We start from the raw sequence: 24,743 nt of genomic DNA on the forward strand, positions 1-24,743 counted from the left end.
GTCAAGTAACTCCTCACCGTTCACGCTGCAGTCGTGTGACTTACGTCCTGGTACAGCGTAAATAATTCAGAGCGCTTGATATTACTCGCCTTTCGCTGCTTTGAAAGCTTCAGCCATAGCGTTAGAGAAGTTGCCTTCTTCCTGTTTGTTGTTAACAGAAGCGATTGCATCTTTCTCGTCAGCTTCGTCTTTCGCACGAACAGACAGGCTAACCACGCGGTTTTTACGGTCAACACCGGTGAATTTAGCTTCAACATCGTCGCCAACATTCAGAACCAGAGTTGCGTCTTCAACGCGGTCACGGGAAGCTTCAGAAGCGCGCAGGTAACCTTCAACGCCGTCAGCCAGTTCTACGGTCGCGCCTTTAGCGTCAACTGCAGTAACTTTACCGTTTACGATTGCGCCTTTCTTGTTCAGAGCAACGTAGTTGTTGAACGGATCTTCTGCGAGCTGTTTAACGCCCAGAGAGATACGCTCACGCTCTGCGTCAACCTGCAGAACAACTGCAGCGATTTCGTCGCCTTTTTTGTATTCACGAACTGCTTCTTCGCCTGCAACGTTCCAGGAGATGTCAGACAGGTGAACCAGGCCGTCGATACCACCGTCCAGGCCGATGAAGATACCAAAGTCAGTGATAGACTTGATTTTACCTTCAACGCGGTCGCCCTTGTTGTGGGTTTCTGCGAACTGCTGCCACGGGTTGGATTTGCACTGTTTCAGACCCAGGGAGATACGACGACGTTCTTCGTCGATATCCAGAACCATAACTTCCACTACGTCGCCAACGTTAACAACTTTGGACGGGTGGATGTTTTTGTTGGTCCAATCCATTTCGGAAACGTGAACCAGGCCTTCAACGCCTTCTTCGATTTCAACGAAGCAGCCGTAGTCGGTCAGGTTGGTCACGCGACCAGTCAGCTTGGTGCCTTCCGGGTAACGTTTAGCGATAGCTACCCACGGATCTTCGCCCAGCTGTTTCAGGCCCAGGGAAACACGAGTACGTTCGCGGTCGAATTTCAGCACCTTAACAGTGATTTCATCGCCAACGTTTACGATTTCGCTCGGATGCTTAACGCGTTTCCATGCCATATCGGTGATGTGCAGCAGGCCGTCAACGCCACCCAGATCAACGAATGCACCGTAGTCAGTGAGGTTCTTAACGATACCTTTAACTTCCATGCCTTCCTGCAGGTTTTCCAGCAGTTGATCGCGCTCTGCGCTGTTTTCGGATTCGATAACCGCACGACGTGAAACAACAACGTTGTTACGTTTCTGGTCCAGCTTGATTACTTTGAATTCAAGCTCTTTGCCTTCCAGGTGCAGAGTGTCACGGACCGGACGAACGTCTACCAGGGAACCCGGCAGGAACGCGCGAATACCGTTCAGCTCAACAGTGAAGCCGCCCTTGACTTTGCCGTTGATAACACCGGTAACAGTTTCAGCGTCTTCGTAAGCTTTTTCCAGCGTGATCCAAGCTTCGTGACGTTTAGCTTTTTCACGGGACAGCAGGGTTTCACCGAAGCCGTCTTCTACTGCATCCAGGGCAACGTCAACTTCGTCACCAACCTGGATTTCCAGCTCGCCCTGGGCGTTTTTGAACTGCTCTGCCGGAATGGCGGACTCAGATTTCAGACCGGCGTCAACCAGAACTACGTCTTTGTCGATAGCAACAACAACACCACGAACGATAGAACCCGGGCGGGTTTCGATTTCTTTCAGGGACTCTTCAAAGAGTTGAGCAAAAGATTCAGTCATATTGATAATCTTCAGGATTCTTCAATTTAACGTCCACCTGGCTTCATGCCGGATGGGGTTGTTTCACATGCCTGCTCACATTCCATTGCAGCAGGTACTACGAATTCGGTCGCTTATGCGAGAGCCAATTTTTGGCGAGCATATTGTAGCGCTTTCTCAATCACTTGCTCAATACTTAAACTGGTTGAATCCAGTACTAAAGCATCGGCAGCGGGAACCAGCGGTGCAACAGGACGATTTCGATCGCGATCGTCACGTTCCTTTATCTCGGCCAAAAGGCGTTCAAAGTTAACACTAAAGCCCTTCTCCTGCAACTGTAGCATGCGCCGATGCGCACGCTCTTCAGAAGAAGCGTCAAGAAAAATTTTTACCGGCGCGTCCGGAAAAACCACAGTCCCCATATCACGCCCGTCGGCGATGAGGCCTGGTGCGTCACGGAATGCGCGCTGGCGACGTAATAACGCTTCACGCACTCGCGGGAACGCTGCAATCTGCGAGGCTGCATTTGCCACGTCCTGAGTACGGATTTCGCTGCTGACATCTTCGCCTTCCAGAATGACTTCCAGATGGCCATTTGTTGAGACAAAACGCACATCCAGGTGCGCTGCCAGCGGAACCAAAACATCTTCGGAAGAAACATCGACATGGTGATGCAGCGCAGCGAGCGCCAGAACACGATAAATTGCGCCTGAGTCCAACAGATGCCATTGCAACGCTTCCGCCATTGCCTTGCAAAGCGTGCCTTTACCCGCGCCGCTTGGCCCATCAATGGTGATTACCGGGGCAATTGCCGTCATCTTTCTCTCCTTAATCAAGGCATATCGTTACATAACCGCGCGCATTATACGCGCCAATGCCCACAACCGTTACTATTGCGTGCGAATAACCGAAGAGGATGCAACTGAGTGTAGAATAATTGCGCGGGAAGCGGGCTGATTTACACCAGCCCGCAAGAGGGAGGAATTATGCCAGCGTACTAATATGGGCTAATTGCTCGAAATAGTCCGGGAAAGTCTTCGCTGTACATTTCGGATCAAGAATAGTGACCGGCGTATCAGACAGCGCCACCAGCGAGAAGCACATCGCCATACGGTGATCGTTATAAGTTCCGATTTCCGCAAGCTGCAGCCTGGCAGGCGGTGTCACGCGAATATAGTCTTCACCCTCTTCCACTTCGGCCCCAACTTTACGCAGCTCCGTCGCCATCGCGAACAAGCGATCGGTCTCTTTTACGCGCCAGTTATAGATGTTGCGCAGAGTGGTCGTGCCTTTGGCAAACAGCGCTGCCGTCGCGATGGTCATTGCCGCATCGGGAATGTGGTTCATATCCATATCGATGGCGTTCAACTCACCACGGGTGCAGGCAATATAATCATCGCCCCAGACCACGGTCGCGCCCATTTTTTCCAGCACATCAGCAAAACGAATATCGCCCTGCACACTGTTACGGCCTATACCGGTCACTTTCACCGTACCGCCTTTGATTGCGCCGGCCGCGAGAAAATAAGAAGCAGAAGACGCATCGCCTTCGACCAGATAATGTCCCGGTGACTGATATTGCTGCGCACCGCGCACAACAAAGCGTTGATATTGCTGGTTTTCAACCTCAACGCCAAAGGTCTTCATCAGATGCAGTGTGATATCAATATACGGTTTGGATACCAGGTCACCTTTGATAGCGATAACCGTGTCGTTGGGCGCCAGCGGGGCTGTCATCAGCAATGCGGTTAAGAACTGGCTGGAAACGCTGCCATCGACGCTCACTTCGCCGCCGGTAAAGCCACCGCGCAAATGCAGCGGCGGATAATTTTCCTGCTCAAGGTAATCAATCTTTGCCCCGCCCTGACGAAGCGCATCGACCAGATGGCCAATCGGACGCTCTTTCATGCGCGGCTCGCCAGTCAGCACAATATCGTTTTCGCCAAGGCACAGCACGGCGGCCAACGGACGCATGGCCGTTCCTGCGTTACCCAGAAACAGCTCCAGTTTTTCTGTTGAGTGCAGCGGGCCGCCAACCCCCGTCACTTCACAACGGGTACGATCGGCAGACAACGTGTAATGAACTCCCAGCGCGCTGAGGGCATTGAGCATGTGGCGCACATCATCACTGTCCAGCAGATTAGTCAGAACAGTCGTGCCACGCGCGAATGCGGCCAGCAACAAGGCGCGGTTGGAGACACTCTTTGAACCAGGCAGATTGATGGTGCCATCAACTCGCGCGATGGGTTGTAACGTCAGGGATTCCATGAAACTTCACTCTCAACAAACAGAATAAAACCCCCGCAGTCAGACTACGGGGGTACGTCAAAACAGTGTAATTAACCGTGGCGGCGTTCGAAATCGACCATAAAGTCAGTGAGCGCCTGTACGCCAGCCAGCGGCATCGCATTATAGATAGAGGCGCGCATACCGCCGACAACACGGTGGCCTTTCAGCGCGTGCAAACCCGCAGCGAACGACTCATCCAGGAAGACTTTATCGAGCGCGCTATCTGCCAACTGGAACGGCACATTCATGCGCGAGCGGTTCGCTTTCGCCACATCGTTGCGGTAGAAATCGCTGTTATCGATTACACCGTATAACAGGTCGGCTTTTTGCTGATTGATTTTATCCATTGCCGCCACGCCGCCCTGTTTTTTCAGCCACTTAAACACCAGCCCAGAGAGATACCAGGCAAAGGTCGGCGGCGTGTTAAACATTGAGTCGTTTTCATTCAGGACGGTGTAATCAAGGATCGACGGGCAAGCCTGATGCGCTTTACCGAGCAGATCTTCGCGCACAATCACCAGCGTCAAACCCGCCGGGCCGATATTTTTCTGCGCGCCTGCGTAGATCACGCCAAAACGACTTACGTCAATCTGACGAGAGAGAATCGTCGAGGAGAAGTCAGCGGCGACAACCACATCACCGAAGTCCGGTGTTTCATCGATCGCAATACCGTCGATCGTTTCGTTCGGACAGTAGTGCAGATAGGCCGCATTATCGCTCAGTTGCCAGTCGCGCATCGGTTTCACTGCGCGCAGACCATCAACAGTGATTTTGGCGTCAATAACGTTCGGTGAGCAGTATTTTTTCGCTTCTTTTACCGCGCTCGCCGCCCAGTAGCCCGCATCAACGTAATCTGCGGTGGTTTTATCGCCCAGCAAGTTCAGCGGAACGCCGGCAAACTGGCCGCGACCGCCACCGTGACAGAACAGAACCTTATAGTTAGAGGGAATATTCAGCAGGTCGCGAAAATCCTTTTCTGCTTCTTCCGCCACGTGGATAAACTCTTTGCCACGATGGCTAATTTCCATCACCGACGTTCCAAGACCTTGCCAGTCGCACAGCTCTTGTTGCGCTTGTTTGAGCACATCCGCCGGTAATACTGCCGGGCCAGAACTAAAATTAAAGACCTGAGTCATTTCCCCTCACCACGCTATAAAGCAATAAGTTATTCCTGTGACATCGGTTTTATCATTCAGCGCTACGCGCCGCAACGGGTAATGGGCGCCAGCGGCAAGATGTGCGCTAACTCACATAGCAGAAAGTTTTGTTTGCTCACCCCAGACCCGATAAAAACGCTGTTATGTCACGCGAACAGCCCGGCTTGCCTTCGACCATTCCGGATTTGCACAACGCGGGCAAGATTGCTTTTCCCCTTTATGCATGGCGACAATTTTACTGCAGCGGACACAAACATAATCCCCCGCTTCGGGAACCGTCGTGAAACGCTCACTGCAACCTTCAGGCAAAATACATAACCCGGGTTTCACCTCATCGTCCGGGAAGTAGTAAACGCTGATTTGACCGTTGGTTTCCATTATTGCCAGACGAATCTGTCCGAGTTGTTCCACGCCATTTAAACGTAGCTCCATAAAGAACTCGAACTCGGTCATGTTTGCCGCATGCACCTTTTCCCAGGCCAGTTCGCCATTCTCGACAATGACAACCGGTTTGCCTTCCAGCAGATCTTCCAGCTTTTCGCTGTGCGACATCAGCCACATCACAAATCGATAGAGCAACGCTAAAGTGATAAAAACCACCAGCACCGGCAGCATGGGAACATCGTCGTAAAAAGCGACATCCCCGGCCGCCGATCCCAGAGTCAGGATTATCAGCACCTCAAACAGGGACATCTGGCGTACGCCGCGTCGTCCGGTGATTTTGAGAAATAAAAAGACCAAAACAAAGGTATAGACACTACGTAGTGCGACTTCCCCGAGAAAATCAAGAGGGACCTTGTCGAGCGCCATGCGGTGCAGATCAAACGCTTTCATTTTTTATGCCTGAACAGTCGTTACTTTTCTTAATCATAGCCATAAGTTTTATTTTCGTCGGTCAGACGTGGAAGATAGCGTCAGTCACGCAAAACCCGTATCATTGCGCGCTTTACGTACGAAAAAAGTGACCGCCATGACTCAAACATTTATTCCCGGCAAAGACGCCGCGCTGGAAGATTCCATCGCTCGCTTCCAGCAAAAGCTCACCGATCTCGGTTTTAACATCGAAGAGGCCTCATGGCTGAATCCGGTGCCAAACGTCTGGTCAGTGCATATTCGCGATAAAGAGTGCGCGCTGTGCTTCACCAACGGCAAAGGTGCGACCAAAAAAGCCGCGCTGGCCTCTGCGCTGGGCGAGTATTTCGAGCGTCTGTCCACCAACTACTTCTTCGCTGATTTCTGGTTGGGTGATGCTATCGCTCAGAGCCCGTTCGTTCATTATCCGAATGAGAAATGGTTCCCGCTGCCGGAAGATGATTCTCTGCCGGAAGGCATTCTGGATGCGCGTCTGCGCGCCTACTACGATCCGCAGAACGAACTGGCTGCCGGGATGCTCGTTGATCTGCAATCCGACAATGATGAGCGCGGTATCTGCGCCCTGCCGTTTACCCGCCAGTCTGATGAGCAGACAGTTTATATCCCGATGAATATCGTCGGTAACTTATATGTTTCTAACGGCATGTCCGCCGGGAACACGCGCAATGAAGCCCGCGTGCAGGGGCTGTCAGAAGTGTTCGAACGCCATATTAAAAATCGCATTATTGCCGAGAGCATCAGCCTGCCAGAAATTCCGCAGGATGTGCTGGCGCGCTACCCGGGCGTTGTCGAAGCGATTGCCAAACTGGAAGCGGAAGGTTTCCCGATCTTCGCTTACGACGGTTCCCTGGGCGGTAAATACCCGGTTATCTGTGTTGTCCTGTTCAACCCGGCCAACGGCACCTGTTTTGCCTCTTTTGGCGCGCACCCTGATTTCGGTGTGGCGCTCGAGCGTACTGTTACCGAGCTGCTGCAAGGCCGCGGGTTGAAAGATCTGGATGTCTTCACACCGCCAACGTTTGATGATGAAGAAGTGGCCGAGCATGCCAACCTCGAAACGCATTTTATCGACTCCAGCGGTTTGATCTCCTGGGATCTGTTCAAGCAGGATGCGGATTATCCGTTTGTTGACTGGAGCTTCGCAGGCACGACGGAAGAAGAGTTCGCCACACTCATGGCTATCTTTAAGGCAGAAGATAAAGAAGTCTATATTGCCGATTATGAGCATCTGGGCGTTTACGCCTGCCGTATTCTGGTGCCTGGCATGTCCGATATTTATCCGGCGGAAGATCTGTGGCTGGCGAACAACACCATGGGCAGCCATTTACGCGAAACCATCCTCTCTTTGCCTGGCAGTGAATGGGAAAAAGAGGAGTACCTCAACCTTATCGCGCAGCTTGATGACGAAGGTCATGATGACTTCACCCGCGTTCGCGAGCTGTTGGGTCTGGCGACCGGTAAAGACAATGGCTGGTACACGCTGCGCATTGGCGAGCTAAAAGCGATGCTGGCGCTGGCAGGCGGCGATTTGGATCAGGCATTAGCCTGGACTGAATGGACGATGGAATTCAACGCTTCGATCTTTAGCGCCGAACGGGCAAACTACTACCGCTGCCTGCAGACATTATTACTACTGGCGCAGGAAGAGGAGCGCGAGCCGCTGCAATACCTGAATGCATTCGTACGTATGTATGGTGCGCAAGCAGTTGAAGCCGCTAGCGCCGCATTAAGCGGAGAAGCACCGTTCTATGGCCTGCAAGCGGCAGACGGTTCCCTGCAGGCATTCCCGGCGCATCAGTCGCTGTTAGCGGCTTACGAAAAATTACAACGAGCCAAACGGGCATTCTGGTCGAAATAACGACAAATAGTACGACAATATGTAGGCTTAATGAGTGGTCTACGCTATATTACGGGGCAATTTCATTGCCCCGTTTTATTTATTTTTTTGGCAATGACAGCCATATGTAATATTAAAGTTAAATATGGGTAAATATAATTATCCACTCCGACTAATATTGTTACTTCTTATGGCAATTACTCCATTTTAATTAACTGTTTTTTGGGAGGTCATATAAAAAAATTCAACTCATTTTGCAATTTTTAAAATTTATTTTTATTTTTATAATCAACAAGTTACTCCGCATTCGTAGAAAAACCACGCTCTTTGCGGTCCTATAAGCCAGGCGAGATATGATCCATATCAAATTCTCTTCTATAATGCTTTGTTAGTATCTCGTCGCCGACTTAATAAAGAGAGAGTTAGTGTGAAAGCTGACAACCCTTTTGATCTTATTCTTCCAGCCGAGATGGCCAAAGTTGCCGAAGAAGCTGGCGTCTATAAAGCGACTAAACATCCGCTTAAGACTTTCTATCTTGCGATTACCGCAGGCGTGTTTATCTCCATTGCTTTCGTTTTCTACATCACCGCCACCACAGGTACCGGCGCAATGCCGTACGGTATTGCTAAACTGATCGGTGGTGTCTGCTTCTCACTGGGGCTGATTCTTTGCATCATTTGCGGTGCAGATCTCTTTACTTCAACCGTACTGATTGTCGTGGCTAAAGCCAGTGGACGTATTACCTGGGGGCAACTGGCCCGCAACTGGATTAACGTCTACGTCGGCAACCTGGTGGGTGCACTACTGTTTGTGTTGTTAATGTGGTTGTCTGGCGAGTATATGGTCGCCAACGGTGGCTGGGGCTTAAACGTGCTACAAACCGCAGACCATAAAGTACACCATACATTTATTGAAGCCGTGGCGCTGGGCATTCTGGCTAACCTGATGGTTTGTATGGCCGTGTGGATGAGTTATTCCGGCCGCAGCCTGATGGATAAAGCCATGATTATGGTTCTGCCGGTGGCGATGTTTGTTGCCAGCGGTTTTGAACACAGTATTGCGAATATGTTTATGATCCCGATGGGTATTGTAATTCGCAACTTTGCAAGCCCGGAGTTCTGGACCGCAGTTGGTTCCAGCCCGGAAAGTTTCTCTCACCTGACCATTATGAATTTCATCACTGATAACCTGATCCCCGTAACAATCGGGAATATCATCGGTGGAGGATTATTAGTCGGGTTGACATACTGGGTCATTTACCTGCGTGGCAACGACCATCATTAATGGTTGTTCCAGGCAGTAAATAAAAAATCCACTTAAGAAGGTAGGTGTTACATGTCCGAGCTTAATGAAAAATTAGCCACAGCCTGGGAAGGTTTTGCGAAAGGTGACTGGCAGAAAGAAGTCAACGTACGTGACTTTATCCAGAAAAACTACACCCCGTACGAAGGCGATGAGTCCTTCCTGGCTGGCGCTACTGACGCGACCACCAAACTGTGGGACAAAGTCATGGAAGGCGTTAAACTGGAAAACCGCACCCACGCGCCAGTTGATTTTGACACCTCCGTTGCCTCCACTATCACTTCTCACGACGCTGGCTACATCAACAAAGCGTTAGAGAAAATTGTTGGTCTGCAGACTGAAGCTCCGCTGAAACGCGCAATCATCCCGTTCGGCGGCATCAAAATGGTTGAAGGTTCCTGCAAAGCGTACAACCGCGAACTGGATCCGCAACTTAAAAAAATCTTTACCGAATACCGTAAAACCCATAACCAGGGTGTATTCGATGTTTATACCAAAGACATTCTGAACTGCCGTAAATCCGGTGTTCTGACCGGTCTGCCGGATGCTTACGGCCGCGGTCGTATCATTGGTGACTACCGTCGCGTTGCGCTGTACGGCATCGACTTCCTGATGAAAGACAAATACGCTCAGTTCCAGTCTCTGCAGTCTGATCTGGAAAATGGCGTAAACCTGGAAGCGACTATCCGTCTGCGTGAAGAAATTGCTGAACAGCACCGCGCACTGGGTCAGATCAAAGAGATGGCAGCGAAATACGGTTGCGATATCTCTGGTCCGGCTACCAACGCCCAGGAAGCAATCCAGTGGACCTACTTCGGTTACCTGGCCGCTGTTAAGTCTCAGAACGGCGCTGCAATGTCCTTCGGTCGCGTATCCACCTTCCTGGACGTGTACATCGAACGTGACCTGAAAGCAGGTAAAATCACTGAGCAAGACGCGCAGGAAATGATTGACCACCTGGTCATGAAACTGCGTATGGTTCGCTTCCTGCGTACTCCTGAATATGATGAACTGTTCTCTGGCGACCCGATTTGGGCAACTGAATCTATCGGTGGTATGGGCGTTGATGGCCGTACGCTGGTTTCCAAAAACAGCTTCCGTTTCCTGAACACCCTGTACACCATGGGCCCGTCTCCGGAACCGAACATCACTGTTCTGTGGTCTGAAAAACTGCCGCTGAACTTTAAAAAATTCGCTGCGAAAGTCTCCATCGATACCTCTTCTCTGCAGTATGAGAACGATGATCTGATGCGTCCGGACTTCAACAACGATGACTACGCAATTGCTTGCTGTGTAAGCCCGATGGTTGTGGGTAAACAAATGCAGTTCTTCGGTGCGCGTGCTAACCTGGCGAAAACCATGCTGTACGCCATCAACGGCGGCGTTGATGAAAAACTGAAAATGCAGGTTGGTCCGAAATCTGAACCGATCAAAGGCGACGTGCTGAAATTCGACGAAGTGATGGATCGTATGGATCATTTCATGGATTGGCTGGCTAAACAGTACGTCACCGCGCTGAACATCATCCACTACATGCACGACAAATACAGCTACGAAGCTTCACTGATGGCGCTGCACGATCGTGACGTTATCCGTACCATGGCTTGCGGTATCGCTGGTCTGTCCGTAGCGGCTGACTCCCTGTCTGCTATCAAATACGCGAAAGTTAAACCGATTCGTGACGAAGACGGTCTGGCTATCGACTTCGAAATCGAAGGCGAATATCCGCAGTTTGGTAACAACGACGCTCGCGTTGATGATATGGCGGTTGACCTGGTTGAACGTTTCATGAAGAAAATTCAGAAACTGACCACTTACCGCAACGCTATCCCGACTCAGTCTGTTCTGACCATCACTTCTAACGTTGTGTACGGTAAGAAAACAGGTAACACCCCGGATGGCCGTCGCGCTGGTGCGCCGTTCGGACCGGGTGCTAACCCGATGCACGGCCGTGACCAGAAAGGTGCTGTTGCCTCTCTGACTTCCGTTGCTAAACTGCCGTTTGCTTACGCTAAAGATGGTATCTCTTACACCTTCTCTATCGTGCCGAATGCGCTGGGTAAAGACGATGAAGTGCGTAAAACCAACCTGGCGGGTCTGATGGATGGTTACTTCCATCACGAAGCGTCCATCGAAGGTGGCCAGCACCTGAACGTGAACGTCATGAACCGCGAAATGCTGCTCGACGCGATGGAAAACCCGGAAAAATATCCGCAGCTGACCATCCGTGTTTCTGGTTATGCCGTACGCTTTAACTCCCTGACTAAAGAACAGCAGCAGGACGTTATTACTCGTACTTTCACTCAGACCATGTAATGGTATTGACTGAAACTACGCAGTAAAAAGCGTATAATAAAGGCTCCACGACTGTGGGGCCTTTTTAACACCTGAAGTGTGCTTTGTCAGCCATCTATACTTGCTGGATGTCTGCCAAAACAGACTTAGCGCAGAAGGAATTAAACTGCGCAGACACAGGCCCCGGATGGGCCACATCTGGAGAAAACACCGCAATGTCAGTTATTGGTCGCATCCACTCCTTTGAATCCTGCGGCACGGTCGACGGCCCGGGCATCCGTTTTATCACCTTCTTCCAGGGCTGCCTGATGCGCTGCCTGTATTGCCACAACCGCGATACCTGGGATACACACGGTGGCAAAGAGATCACCGTTGAAGAACTAATGAAAGACGTCGTTACCTATCGGCACTTTATGAACGCCTCCGGCGGTGGCGTCACGGCATCCGGTGGAGAAGCAATCTTGCAGGCAGAATTCGTTCGCGACTGGTTTCGTGCCTGTAAAAAAGAGGGCATCCACACCTGCCTCGATACTAACGGCTTTGTGCGCCGTTACGATCCGGTGATTGATGAATTGCTGGAAGTTACCGACTTGGTGATGCTCGATCTCAAGCAAATGAACGATGAGATCCACCAGAATCTGGTCGGCGTATCCAATCACCGGACCCTTGAATTCGCTCAGTATTTATCGAAGAAAAATATCAACGTCTGGATCCGTTACGTCGTGGTACCCGGCTGGTCTGACGATGACGATTCCGCACATCGACTTGGTGAATTTACCCGCGACATGGGCAACGTCGAGAAAATCGAACTGCTGCCTTATCACGAGCTGGGCAAGCATAAATGGGTGGCAATGGGTGAAGAGTATAAGCTGGACGGTATTCACCCGCCGAAGAAAGAGACCATGGAGCGCGTAAAAGGTATCCTGGAGCAGTACGGTCACAAAGTGATGTACTGAGCCGTCCCTGAGACAAAAAAGCCACAACGCTGAGTTGTGGCTTTTTTATTTATCAAGCGGCGTATATCAGGCATGCGCCACCGGCGTTCGGTGATGCCCTGGTTTGCGCATCAGCATCACCAGATAGATAAACGACACACCCGCGATCATGATAAACAGCAAGCTATCTGAGTAGTTTTGCATCAGCATTGCGGTCAGCGTCGGTCCAAGCAGGCTGCCAACGGTGTAACTTAATAGCAGCGCCTGGTTCATTGCCACAAGTTGGTGATGTTCCACTTTCTCACAGGCCCATGCCATCGCTACCGGATAAAGGGTAAAGCCCGCCGTCCCGAGCACAAAAAGCGCGGGGGCCATAGCGGCATTGCTCAACATCGCAAAACATCCCACGATCACGACAAACACCTGCACACGCAGCACCAGCAGGCGACCAAAACGATCTGCCAGCCGACCAATCGGCCACTGCCCTACAATACCGGCGCTAACCATCAGCGCCATCCAGAAACCAATCCCCGAATCGCTGATCCCCTGGTGCGAAAGATAAAGCGGCATCAAGCCGTACAGCGAACCAAGGATGATCCCGGAGATAATACAGCCATTCACGCCCAGGCGAGCATGGCGCAGGCGCAGCATCGGCCATACCGAGGTCGGAGCCTGCTCTTCACTCTGCTGGTTGACAATGCGAGTAAACAGCAGCGGCAGGATCGCCGTTAACACCAGCGTAGTCGTCCACGGCAGTACGCTCATCAGATCTGTCGGCAGCTTACTGACCATCACCTGGCCAAGCACTGTGCCGACGTAGTAAACCATCATATAAGCTGCCAACAGGCGCCCACGATTGCGCGATGTACCGCTGCACATCAGGGCGCTTTCCACAACCACCCAAATCATCGCGCAGCCCACACCAGCGATAAAGCGCCAAACCATCCAGCTCCAGAAGCCAATCATTAGCCCCAGGCCAACACAGCCTGCGGCAAAAATCAGCGAAGCAAGATAATAACTGCGGTTAAAACCCAGACGGCGAATTAATCGCCCGGTCAGTAACGTACCCAGCAAATTGCCAGTGAAGTAGGAAGAACCCACCATCCCCACCTGCCAGGTCGGTAAGTTTTCGTGGGCGAGCCAGAGCGGTACGAGCGTATTTAACGTCGCGATCGCCAGCGTCAACAGCATTAAGCCACAGAGCAATAGCAGCACTGGCCGGGTATAGATGGACATGGATAAAAACCGTGAGGAAGTTCAGTTTGCGTGCGCATCATGCCACCGGTAAGAACATTGTCAATCCACGGATTTTGGACGCTGACACGTTTTGTGCCACGACGATTCGTAAAACTTATCCAGCATTGGGCCTAACAATGGACGACACGATTCACTCTATTGAAAATAAAAGAATACTTTTGCAAACAGGCAGAATTATCGGTCGAAAAAATTCATGATGAATGCCGGAATAAAATGGCTGAACAGGTGCCGTAAAATTATTACCCTCCACAGCAGGCTGCATTGTTCTCATCCGTGAAGGGCCTGCCAAAAAAATGTGAAGAAGCTTCAGCCAGTTCTGTGGACGTTAAACCCGAACCTGCTGCTGACCCCGCCCACAGGGCGTGGTTTTAAGTAAGCAATAAAAAAGCGCCCGCAGGCGCTTTCAGAATCAATATTTACTACAGGCAAATGATTAGCCGATGTACTCAAGGCCGTTCATGTACGGACGCAGTACTGCCGGTACTTCAATTCGCCCATCAGCCTGCTGATAGTTTTCCATTACCGCCACCAGCGTACGGCCAACTGCCAGACCGGAACCATTCAGCGTATGAACCAGACGGGTTTTCTTGTCGGACTTGCTACGGCAGCGCGCCTGCATACGACGAGCCTGGAAATCCCACACGTTAGAACAGGAAGAGATTTCGCGGTAAGTATCCTGTGCCGGTACCCACACTTCCAGATCGTAGGTTTTGCATGCACCGAAGCCCATATCGCCCGAGCACAGCAGCACTTTACGATAAGGAAGCCCCAGCAACTGCAACACTTTCTCAGCGTGACCAGTCATCTCTTCCAGTGCCGCCATAGAATCTTCCGGGCGAACGATCTGCACCATTTCAACTTTATCGAACTGGTGCATACGGATGAGACCACGCGTATCACGCCCATAAGATCCCGCTTCTGAACGGAAACATGGCGTGTGGGCAGTCATTTTGATCGGCAGATCATCTTCATCAATGATCTCATCACGCACCAGGTTCGTCAGCGGAACTTCGGCAGTCGGGATTAACGCGTAATTGCTGCTGTCCGCTTCTTCTTCCAGCGGACGGGTGTGGAATAAATCACCCGCGAATTTCGGTAACTGCCCGGTGCCGTACAGCGTATCCTGGTTGACCAGATACGGAACATAGTTCTCTGCGTAACCGTGCTGTTCGGTGTGCAAATCCAGCATGAACTGCGCCAGCGCACGGTGCATACGCGCAATCTGCCCTTTCATCACCACAAAGCGAGAGCCAGTAAGTTTCACCGCTGCGGCGAAATCCAGCCCGCTGTGCATCTCACCCAGCGTCACGTGATCGCGAATGTCAAAATCGAACTTGCGCGGCGTACCCCAACGGCTGACCTCAACGTTGTCGTTTTCGTCACGGCCGACTGGAACACAATCGTCTGGCAGGTTAGGGATTGTCAGTGCGATGTCGCGGATCTCAGCCAACAGCGTTTCCAGCTCCGCTTTAGCCGCGTCCAGCTCTTCACCCAGCTTGTTCACTTCCAGGCGTAAAGGCTCGATATCTTCCCCGCGTGCTTTCGCCTGGCCAATGGATTTCGATCGCGAGTTGCGTTCCGCCTGCAAGTTTTCAGTATTAACTTGCAGGACTTTACGACGCTCTTCTAAAGCGCGTAATTTATCTACATCCAGCTTAAAGCCCCGGCGTGCCAGTTTTTCAGCGACTGCGTCTGGCTCGGTACGCAGCAGATTGGGATCGAGCATGCTTTTCCTGTGCTTATCGAATTGAAATAAAAGAATACGACCGCAGCCTGCGGTCGATGGTGTAAGCCGTAACCTTACCGCAACGCCCGCACTAGCGATAGCGTTTTATAGGGCTTTTATGATCCTGTTCGGTAAGCCAGGCGAGCTTTTCACCAATCTTACCTTCAAGGCCTCTTGTCGAGGGATGATAATAACGTGTCTGTGCCAGTTCTTGCGGGAAATACTCTTCCCCGGCGGCATAGGCATTGGGTTCGTCATGCGCGTAGCGATACTCCTGCCCGTAGCCCATCTCCTTCATCAGTTTGGTTGGCGCATTACGCAGATGAACCGGCACGTCATAATCGGGGCGATCGCGCGCATCCGCCAGTGCCGCTTTGAAGGCGGTATAAACCGCATTACTTTTCGGCGCGCAGGCAAGGTAGACGATCGCCTGCGCAATCGCACGTTCGCCTTCTGCAGGACCAACGCGTGTAAAACAATCCCAGGCGGCAATCGCGACCTGCATCGCACGCGGATCGGCGTTACCGACATCTTCAGAGGCAATCGCCAGGCAGCGGCGCGCGACATATAAAGGATCGCCACCGGCGGTGATAATTCGCGCATACCAATAAAGCGCAGCATCCGGCGCACTGCCGCGGACCGATTTGTGCAACGCGGAGATCAAATCGTAAAACCGATCGCCTTTGTTGTCGAAACGGGCGCTGCGTTCACCGGCAATTTCCGTAAGCAGTTCTGGCTTTAATACACGCTTACCGGAACTGTCGAGTTCCGCCATATCCGCCATCATCTCAAGCGTATTTAGCGCCCGGCGCGCATCACCGCCAACTAGCTCGGCAATCGCCCGTCGGGTTTCATCCGGCAGAACAATATCCTGCCCGCCGTAACCGCGCGCTTTGTCTTCCATTGCCTGCGTTAAGACCTGTTCGATATCCTCGGTGGTCAGCGATTTAAGCAAATAAACGCGCGCACGAGACAGCAATGCAGAATTGAGTTCAAAAGAGGGGTTTTCCGTCGTCGCGCCAATAAAAGTGATAGTGCCGTCTTCAATATGCGGCAGAAAAGCGTCCTGCTGGCTTTTATTAAAGCGATGAACTTCATCGACAAACAGAATGGTACGGCGCCCGGCATTGCGGTTTTGACGCGCGCGCTCAATAGCTTCGCGGATCTCTTTCACCCCGGAGGTCACTGCCGAAATGCGCTCCACATCCGCACTGGCATAACGCGCAATCACTTCGGCGAGCGTGGTTTTGCCCGTTCCAGGCGGTCCCCATAGAATCATAGAGTGTAAGTGACCAGCTTCAATCGCGCGCGGGAGTGGCTTACCCGGCGCAAACAGATGTTGCTGACCAATGTACTGCGCTAAATTTTCTGGCCGCATACGTGCGGCCAGAGGTTGAAACGCATTATCGGAAAAGTCGAGCGACATGTTACTCATGCACGCCTCTTACTTGCGCTGATCGTCAACCGTTACGCCCTTCGGCGGGGTAAAGGTAAATTTAGACGCATCAACGGTGCCATTTTGCTGTGATTTCAGCTGATAGCTGCTGCGCTGATCGTCCTGCTCAATGGCGCTAAATTGATGGATAGTGCCATCACGCCCCACGTTGATGGTGAACTGTTTCAGGTTGCCGTTGTTGCCTTTCGGCGTCAGCACAAAATCGTCCCCCTTCTGCTCAATATTGTACTGCTGCCAGTCGCTTGCCTGGTTACGGGCAATCAGCATAAATGGCGTGTTACCCGTGGCATCTTTCAGCCAGGTCGCTGTTGCCTGCTCAACAAATGGGTTGTAGAACCACAGCGTTTTACCATCTGACACCAGAACACTTTCATCCGGCTGGGTCATGTGCCAGTTGAACAAGTTTGGACGTTTCACCCACAGGTCGCCCTGACCTTCCTGCACCGCAGCGCCACTGCCGTCAGTCACTTTTTGAGTGAAGGTCGCGTGAAAGCTGCTGACTTTATCGAGACGGCTTTTCAGGTCGCTTGAAGCATCAGCCCAGACATTGCTGGCGGCAAAGCTGACAAATAAAGCGCAGGCGATGGCAATTTTTTTCATCTTGATTCCTTAAATTTTCCCATACTGCCAGTCAACTGACTAAACAAATAACTGCCCCTACTATAACAATTCAGCAGCGTAGTTTCCTGGTAAAAAAACTGAAATCGACTAGCTAAGCCTTACACTTAGGCAAAAGACAGCATCTCTAAAGATGCTCATCTTTTTGAAAATAAGTTCATAATTTCAATCACCTTAAAAAACCTATAGTATATTCGTAATCATCTGAACATAATACAATCCAACAATTACGTCATAACGTTTCAGCAATTTAACTTAAGCTCATCTTTAATGATTTTATCAACAGTAGAGTTAACAGGGAATATTTATGAATCTTAGGCCATTAATATTGACACTGCCATTATTTCTGGCAGGTTGTAAGGCGCTCACTACGGATGGGTATTTAACTAACTGGGTATTTTTAGACGACAGGACAAATTCCAATAGGGCACCATTCCTGTTTTGCGCTAATGAGTATTTTAAGTCCCCTCAATTTATTAATTACTATAATCGAACTCATACAACATCTGAGCGTGATGTTGTGGCCATTACCAACATCAGAAGTATAAATGGGCCACACTTTGACCATATTGTTGAATATCCTATGAAATGTTGGGCCACAAGGATTTATGGAGATCACCAGCAAGAAACAGCTGTGATGGAAGTCACTGTGGAAAAATACAGTGATAGAGCATCTACAACGTTGGATGCTTTTTTTATAAACCCCGAGGATCAGTTACTTATAGATTGGAAGAATTATGAATGGTTACCAAGAAGAATTGAGGTATTGAAAACGGCTATTGCAAATGGAAATAACCAACCAGTTACATATAAGTGCTATCATGGTAACCATGATAGCACCGGGAAGTATTTCGAAACCGTAACCTATACAAGTTCCGCCTCTGACTGTGGCCTTAACACTACTGCTATCACCCAAGAAAGCGATAGCTTATCTACTTTGAAGTCTGAATTGGATGAGTTAGAAAAAATTAATAAATATCGTTAACCATCTGCATAATCTGCCTCCATTGTCGATAATTCCCGCAAATGGAGGCAGAATAGTGCTGTTAAAATATTAGTCAAACGGCGGCGGCGCCAGCACTTCACGGTTTCCGTTATGCCCTTGTTCGCTGACGATCCCCTGCGCTTCCATCTGCTCGATGATACGTGCTGCGCGGTTGTAGCCGATACGGAACTGGCGCTGTACGCCGGAGATAGAAGCTTTGCGTTTTTCAGTTACGAAATTAACAGCCTGATCGAATAACGGATCCAGCTCTTCTCCCCCCTCAAAACCGCCACCTGCACCGCCTTCGCTTTCGCTATCCGAGGTAATGCCATCGACATACTGTGGACGCCCGCGCGCTTTCCAGTCCTGCACAACGGCGTGCACTTCCTGGTCGCGAACGAATGCACCATGTACACGCACGGGTGCAGAAGTCGAGTTCGGGCCGGAATAGAGCATATCCCCCATCCCCAGCAGCGATTCTGCACCGCCCTGATCGAGGATGGTACGCGAGTCAATTTTGCTCGAAACGGTAAACGCGATACGTGTCGGGATGTTGGCTTTAATCAGGCCAGTAATGACATCCACTGACGGACGCTGAGTCGCCAGTACCAGGTGAATACCCGCAGCGCGCGCTTTTTGCGCCAGACGCGCAATCAGCTCTTCCACTTTCTTACCGACAGTCATCATCAAATCGGCGAATTCATCCACCAGCACCACGATATACGGCAGTTTTTCCAGCACCGGATGTTCGACATCCATGCTGTCACCCGGTTTCCAGTAAGGATCCGGGATCGGGCGGCCCATCCGCGCTGCTTCAGCGATCTTTTCGTTATATCCCGCCAGGTTTCGCACGCCAAGCGCCGACATCAGCTTGTAGCGACGCTCCATTTCGTTGACGCTCCAGCGCAAGGCGTTAGCCGCGTCTTTCATGTCGGTAACGACTTCGGTAAGCAGGTGCGGGATCCCCTCATACACTGATAGCTCAAGCATTTTCGGGTCGATCATGATAAAGCGCACCTCTTCCGGCGTCGCTTTATACAGCATGCTGAGGATCATAGCATTCACGCCCACCGATTTACCTGAACCAGTTGTACCCGCAACTAACAGGTGCGGCATCTTCGCCAGGTCGGCTATTACCGGATCGCCCGCGATATCTTTCCCCAGCACCACCGTCAGCGGTGACGGGTTTTCGCGGAATTTCACGCAGTCCAGTACTTCACGCAGGTAAACGGTTTGGCGTTTCTTGTTCGGCAGTTCCAGACCCACATACGGTTTACCCGGAATAACTTCCACTACACGCACTGCAACAGTCGACAACGAACGTGCCAGATCGCGGGAGAGGTTCGAAATACGCGCAGCTTTCACACCTGGTGCAAGATTCAACTCAAAACGTGTGATAACCGGGCCTGGAGAATAGTTGACCACATCAGCTTTAATGCGGAAATCCGCCAGTCGCGCTTCCACCAGACGCGCCATCTGTTCCAGCGCAAACGTGTCTACCGGTTCTACTTCCGCTGGCGGCTGCGTCAGTAAATCCAGCGACGGCAGCGGTGTTGTCGGTTTTTGCATCGGCCGACTGTCGCCATTACGCATTAGCAACGGATGAATCAGGCTTTCTTGCGGCTGCGGTTGCGCCACAGGTTGGTGAGCTGGCTGCTGATAATGCTGCGGCTGTGCGACAGGTTGCTGCGCCGGCTGCTGATACTGCTGCGGCTGTGCAACAGGTTGATGCACCGGCTGCTGATATTGCTGCGGCTGTGCAACAGGTTGATGCACCGGCTGCTGATATTGCTGCGGCTGTGCAACAGCTTGATGAGCTGGCTGCTGATACTGCTGCGGCTGTACGACAGGTTGCTGCGCCGGCTGCTGATACTGCTGCGGCTGTGCAACAGGTTGGTGAGCTGGCTGCTGATAATGCTGTTGCGATTGTTGTTGATGATGCGCAGGAGATTCCTGCTCCGGCATTACGCCTGGTGTAAACAGTGGTTCGCCAGGGCCATCATCTACCAGCGTCTTCATTGGCGAGAATGCAAAGTCCTCTGGCATAAACGCCTGAGCCCCGGCAGGTTGCTCACCCGCATACCGCTGCTGCTGCGACGCAGCGAACTGGCGCGCGAGTTCCGCCTCTTCGGCGTCTTCTTCACTCGATACAGCATGCTGCGACTGGGATTGCGGCGTCTCATGCTGGAATCCATCACCATAGCGATGGTGCTGCGTGGCGGCGAACTGGCGTGCCAGTTCATCCTGCTGCTGCATATCAGCATCGTCTTCTGTGAATTGATCGTGATGATGGCGCGTTTCATCTTCTTCGCGTGCGCGCTCTTCGGCCATCCGCTGAGACGGTAGTTTAATGCCATAAGAAGCCAGCTCACGGCGCGTCGGTACACGCACCCGGTTCGGACGCGGAAGCTGCGGGCCAATTCCCTCTTTCACCTGCGGACGCGGTGTGCCACCAGCTGCAAGGCTGAATACCGGACCTGCGGCAGTGGTTGTCGCAGCGACACTACTGGCGGCCTGCTGTACCCCGGCTGCTACTGGTGCAACAGTGGCTTCAACCGGCGGTATAGATGGCATAGTCGGCGCAACGTGTTTCGAAACCGGTTCAATATTTTCAGACTCAGGAATCGGCTGATACCACGCCGCCAGTTGCTCACGCTCGCGTGCACGTTTCTCCTCTACTTCTTCGAAGTAATAGAGCGGTGGACGAGTCTGTTTCACGTCTTCAACGACAGGTTCAGGTTCGACTACGAGTTCTGGTGCCGGGGAGATTTGCGGCTGCGGCTCACCCTGCCATGGCAGCGGATCGTGTACCGGCTGCGTATAAATATCGTCTTCTTGCGGCTGCGCCGTCACCGGAGATTCTGGCGTCCAGCTATCCTGTGCGACAGGCTGCTGCCACTGTGGTTCTGCGTATTGTGCAGAAGCATATGCACCTTCCTGCGAAACCGACGGGTTTGTTACAGGCTGGTAAGAAGCAAGAGAGTTCTGTTCATCTGGCTGATGCGTAGCGGCCTGCTGTACAGAGGGCTGCGCATAGGGCCATTCAATTTCCTGCGGCGCCTGCACAACCGGATCAACCGGCGCGGCATAAGCCTGGGCAGCGACAGTCGTCGCGGCCGCAGCGGCGGCAACAGGTGCCGTTATACTGCGACCATTGAGCAGCGGATCGTATTCCTGTTCAGATTCAGTTGCGCGATGCCCGGAGAACAACACATCGTCAGCATCCGCAGGGATGCCGCGAGCGCTATAAGCAATATCGTCTTCATCGTCATCCATCCGCTTGCCGGAGAACAACGCCTCATCCGTTTTGCGCCCCATCGGATTCGCAAACTTTTCGGCAACGCGTTTTCGCCGTGCCAGCGCGCCACGCAGAATACGGGTACGACGAGATTCACGCGGCGCGTCCATATCACCTTTATCTTCATCATCCTCTTCATACTCTTCGTCATCGACCCAGGTGTCATCACGACGGGTACGATTACTGGCAAAAGTGAGAATGTTGAGGATCACACTGCCAATTTTCTCGGCAATGGTCACCCATGACCACCCGGTGAACAGCGTCAAACCGGCGGCCCAGATACAGAGTAGCGCCAGTGTGCCGCCACTGCTACGCAACAAGGGTTGTAACGTGGTACTGAGCAAGCTGCCAATGACGCCGCCGGAGGCAAAATACCAAATATCATCCGCATTAATCGCCGCCAGACCACAAGAAGTGAGGATCAGCGCCAGCGCGCCAATCATGCGCAGCGATACGGCAAAATAGTCGATATAGTCTTCACTGGCCCGATGGCGATAGGCAAACCAGCAGCCACCGATAATGATCACCGGAATGGTATAAGCCATGATGCCGAAAATGAAAAACAGCGTATCGGCAAGCCATGCGCCAGGCACGCCGCCAAGATTATGGATAGGCTCATGCCAGGCCGTTTGCGACCAACTCGGATCGGACGGGTTAAAGCTGAGAAGCGCTGCCATTAACCAGACGGCAGAAAGTGAAACGAGGATCAGCAACGCCTCCAGGAGTCGACGTCCGCTGCTTAACTTGGTCAGTGTGACTTCTTTGTCTTCGGTGTATTCCTGGCTCAAGACAGGCTCTCCAGGTCCTTGATGCTAAAACGGACAACAGCGCCGGGTCTCCCCGGCACTGTTGCTGTATGGATTAACAGGAGTGTAATCAAAAAACAGCGATTTTGCACCTGTTCCGTATTAGCGCGTCTTAATTACCAGACGATTGCTCTGTTTGACTTCTTCCATTACCACATATGTGCGGGTGTCATTAACGCCCGGCAGACGCAGCAGGGTTTCCCCTAACAGTTTGCGGTAAGCCGACATATCCGGCACACGCGTCTTCAACAGGTAGTCGAAATCGCCTGAAACCAGATGACACTCTTGAATCTCTTCAAGTTTTTGCACTGCGGCGTTGAATTGTTCAAACACATCCGGCGCGCCACGATTCAGAGTAATCTCAACAAATACCAGAAGTGATGCATCCAGATAATGCGGGTTCAGCAGCGCCGTATAGCCCTGAATAAACCCTTGTCTTTCCAGCCTGCGCACACGCTCAAGGCATGGCGTTGGGGAAAGCCCCACTCGTTTAGAAAGCTCGACGTTGGAAATACGCCCATCTTTTTGCAATTCGTTCAGAATATTACGATCGATGCGGTCGAGATCTTTGCCAGGGCGCTTCTTGCTATCTACCATTATTATTGTCTCTCTGTATTCCTTCCCTACTCCTGTCTTGACCCTGTGCACTTCACTGTTCAGAGTCTTTGCCCGTCGCGCTACGCGGCGCGTAATTTAAATTAGCGCGTCACGTAATCCCAGGGGCAGTATTGAGAAGACCGTTGCCTGGGGCAGCTATCGATATCACGAATGGCGTCTGTCCACGCCATACGTAGATTTCGCTAGCCCGGTAAAAATGGCATTTACATGCATGAATTTGCGTCACGCGCGAAACACTGCTTTTTTTCTTCCTTTGATGTTTTCGCAAATGCGCAGGGGATTGTCAAAGCAAAACATCTTTTTTTAGTACAACATGCCAGATATTCATCAGGCTCGTTCCCTAATCATCATTTTATCACCTTATAACTGCCCCTTTTTCAGTAGGAATTATTATATTTAGCCGGTTAACAGCCCCCTCAACCATCGGTCCTTTCTATTACACATATCGTTAACAAAATCGCTGCACCCTTTTTTTACGCCGGTAAATTCCCTACAATCCAGCCCAATGTCTGCCAAACAACAATGAGGATCTCATGGGTACGGCCAAACACAGTAAGCTGCTTATCCTTGGTTCAGGCCCTGCCGGTTATACCGCTGCGGTCTATGCTGCGCGCGCAAACCTGCAACCGGTGCTGATTACCGGTATGGAAAAAGGCGGCCAGCTCACCACCACCACTGAAGTGGAAAACTGGCCGGGCGACCCGCACGATCTGACCGGGCCACTGCTGATGGAACGCATGCATGAGCATGCCACCAAATTTGATACCGAAATCATTTTCGATCATATCAACAGCGTGGATTTGCAAAATCGTCCGTTCCGCCTGACTGGCGACAGCGGCGAGTACACCTGCGACGCATTGATTATTGCCACTGGCGCGTCTGCGCGTTATTTGGGCCTGGCGTCTGAAGAAGCATTCAAAGGCCGCGGCGTTTCCGCCTGTGCAACCTGTGACGGTTTCTTCTACCGCAACCAGAAAGTCGCGGTGATCGGCGGCGGTAACACCGCAGTGGAAGAAGCGCTGTATCTGGCAAATATTGCCTCTGAAGTGCATCTGATCCATCGCCGTGACACCTTCCGCGCGGAAAAAATCCTCATCAAGCGCCTGATGGATAAAGTGGAAAGCGGCAATATCGTATTGCACACCCACCGTACGCTGGAAGAGGTAACGGGCGACCAGATGGGCGTTAGCGGCCTGCGCCTGCGCGATACGCAGAATGCAGACAACGTCGAATCGCTGGAGGTTGCAGGTCTGTTTGTGGCTATTGGTCACAGTCCGAACACGGCTATCTTTGAAGGTCAACTGGCGCTGGAAAACGGCTACATCAAAGTGCAGTCCGGTATTCATGGCAATGCCACGCAAACCAGTGTTCCTGGCGTCTTTGCTGCCGGTGATGTCATGGATCATATTTACCGTCAGGCGATCACTTCTGCGGGCACGGGCTGTATGGCCGCGCTGGATGCAGAACGCTACCTCGACGGGCTTGCTGAACGTAAATAATCTTTACAACTCAGTAACAAAGGTAAAAAAGGCGACTATAAGTCGCCTTTATTTTTG

17 protein-coding genes are annotated in these 24,743 nt (G+C 51.7%); 6 read left to right on the forward strand and 11 right to left on the reverse strand.

From position 1 onward, the window contains the following. Positions 1-81 precede the first annotated feature (81 nt). From rpsA to M8Q36_RS21820, 5 genes are all read right to left on the reverse strand, one after another. The gene (rpsA, locus tag M8Q36_RS21800) at positions 82-1,755 is read right to left on the reverse strand and encodes a 30S ribosomal protein S1 (protein ID WP_017456188.1); all 1,674 of its coding nucleotides are present in this window, start codon (positions 1,753-1,755) and stop codon (positions 82-84) included. A gap of 113 nt (positions 1,756-1,868) precedes the next feature. Beyond that, on the reverse strand, positions 1,869-2,552 hold the full coding sequence (gene cmk, locus M8Q36_RS21805; protein WP_017456187.1) for a (d)CMP kinase: 684 nt from the start codon (positions 2,550-2,552) through the stop codon (positions 1,869-1,871). Between the two features lie 166 nt (positions 2,553-2,718). Further along, positions 2,719-4,002: a 3-phosphoshikimate 1-carboxyvinyltransferase gene (gene aroA / locus M8Q36_RS21810; RefSeq protein WP_249882349.1), complete on the reverse strand. Its 1,284-nt coding sequence runs from the start codon at positions 4,000-4,002 to the stop codon at positions 2,719-2,721. A 71-nt stretch (positions 4,003-4,073) separates the two neighbouring features. After that, a complete protein-coding gene (serC, locus tag M8Q36_RS21815) occupies positions 4,074-5,159 on the reverse strand; it encodes a 3-phosphoserine/phosphohydroxythreonine transaminase (protein ID WP_249882350.1) in 1,086 nt (361 codons plus the stop codon). Positions 5,160-5,321: 162 nt separating this feature from the next. Beyond that, positions 5,322-6,014: a DUF421 domain-containing protein gene (locus M8Q36_RS21820; RefSeq protein ID WP_097406920.1), complete on the reverse strand. Its 693-nt coding sequence runs from the start codon at positions 6,012-6,014 to the stop codon at positions 5,322-5,324. 136 nt (positions 6,015-6,150) lie between these two features. Between M8Q36_RS21820 and ycaO the strand changes: the two genes are divergently transcribed. From ycaO to pflA, 4 genes are all read left to right on the forward strand, one after another. Continuing rightward, positions 6,151-7,911, forward strand: coding sequence for a 30S ribosomal protein S12 methylthiotransferase accessory factor YcaO (gene ycaO / locus M8Q36_RS21825; protein ID WP_249882351.1), 1,761 nt, complete (start codon positions 6,151-6,153; stop codon positions 7,909-7,911). A gap of 406 nt (positions 7,912-8,317) precedes the next feature. Continuing rightward, a complete protein-coding gene (gene focA, locus M8Q36_RS21830) occupies positions 8,318-9,175 on the forward strand; it encodes a formate transporter FocA (protein WP_200553099.1) in 858 nt (285 codons plus the stop codon). A gap of 51 nt (positions 9,176-9,226) precedes the next feature. Continuing rightward, a complete protein-coding gene (gene pflB / locus M8Q36_RS21835; RefSeq protein ID WP_249882352.1) occupies positions 9,227-11,509 on the forward strand; it encodes a formate C-acetyltransferase in 2,283 nt (760 codons plus the stop codon). 194 nt (positions 11,510-11,703) lie between these two features. Continuing rightward, a complete protein-coding gene (pflA, locus tag M8Q36_RS21840; RefSeq protein ID WP_020457230.1) occupies positions 11,704-12,444 on the forward strand; it encodes a pyruvate formate lyase 1-activating protein in 741 nt (246 codons plus the stop codon). Positions 12,445-12,510: 66 nt separating this feature from the next. On the opposite strand, the gene M8Q36_RS21845 is transcribed toward pflA, so the two are convergent. The 4 genes from M8Q36_RS21845 to lolA form a co-directional block, all read right to left on the reverse strand. Next, positions 12,511-13,659 (reverse strand): MFS transporter, encoded by a 1,149-nt coding sequence (locus tag M8Q36_RS21845; protein WP_249882353.1) that lies wholly within the window; start codon positions 13,657-13,659, stop codon positions 12,511-12,513. A 454-nt stretch (positions 13,660-14,113) separates the two neighbouring features. Beyond that, positions 14,114-15,406 (reverse strand): serine--tRNA ligase, encoded by a 1,293-nt coding sequence (serS, locus tag M8Q36_RS21850; RefSeq protein WP_249882354.1) that lies wholly within the window; start codon positions 15,404-15,406, stop codon positions 14,114-14,116. Positions 15,407-15,497: 91 nt separating this feature from the next. Beyond that, a complete protein-coding gene (gene rarA / locus M8Q36_RS21855) occupies positions 15,498-16,841 on the reverse strand; it encodes a replication-associated recombination protein RarA (protein WP_086871898.1) in 1,344 nt (447 codons plus the stop codon). A gap of 9 nt (positions 16,842-16,850) precedes the next feature. Beyond that, positions 16,851-17,462, reverse strand: coding sequence for an outer membrane lipoprotein periplasmic chaperone LolA (lolA, locus tag M8Q36_RS21860; protein WP_249882355.1), 612 nt, complete (start codon positions 17,460-17,462; stop codon positions 16,851-16,853). Positions 17,463-17,787: 325 nt separating this feature from the next. Between lolA and M8Q36_RS21865 the strand changes: the two genes are divergently transcribed. Beyond that, on the forward strand, positions 17,788-18,465 hold the full coding sequence (locus M8Q36_RS21865; RefSeq protein WP_249882356.1) for a hypothetical protein: 678 nt from the start codon (positions 17,788-17,790) through the stop codon (positions 18,463-18,465). Positions 18,466-18,534: 69 nt separating this feature from the next. On the opposite strand, the gene ftsK is transcribed toward M8Q36_RS21865, so the two are convergent. Further along, on the reverse strand, positions 18,535-22,551 hold the full coding sequence (gene ftsK / locus M8Q36_RS21870; protein ID WP_249882357.1) for a DNA translocase FtsK: 4,017 nt from the start codon (positions 22,549-22,551) through the stop codon (positions 18,535-18,537). A 120-nt stretch (positions 22,552-22,671) separates the two neighbouring features. Continuing rightward, a complete protein-coding gene (lrp, locus tag M8Q36_RS21875) occupies positions 22,672-23,166 on the reverse strand; it encodes a leucine-responsive transcriptional regulator Lrp (protein ID WP_000228469.1) in 495 nt (164 codons plus the stop codon). A 554-nt stretch (positions 23,167-23,720) separates the two neighbouring features. Here lrp and trxB point away from each other — a divergent pair. Further along, a complete protein-coding gene (gene trxB, locus M8Q36_RS21880; protein ID WP_020457224.1) occupies positions 23,721-24,686 on the forward strand; it encodes a thioredoxin-disulfide reductase in 966 nt (321 codons plus the stop codon). The last annotated feature ends 57 nt before the right edge of the window (positions 24,687-24,743 follow it).

The organism is Kosakonia sp. R1.Fl (assembly GCF_023516815.1).
In the GTDB taxonomy this organism is placed as follows: domain Bacteria; phylum Pseudomonadota; class Gammaproteobacteria; order Enterobacterales; family Enterobacteriaceae; genus Kosakonia.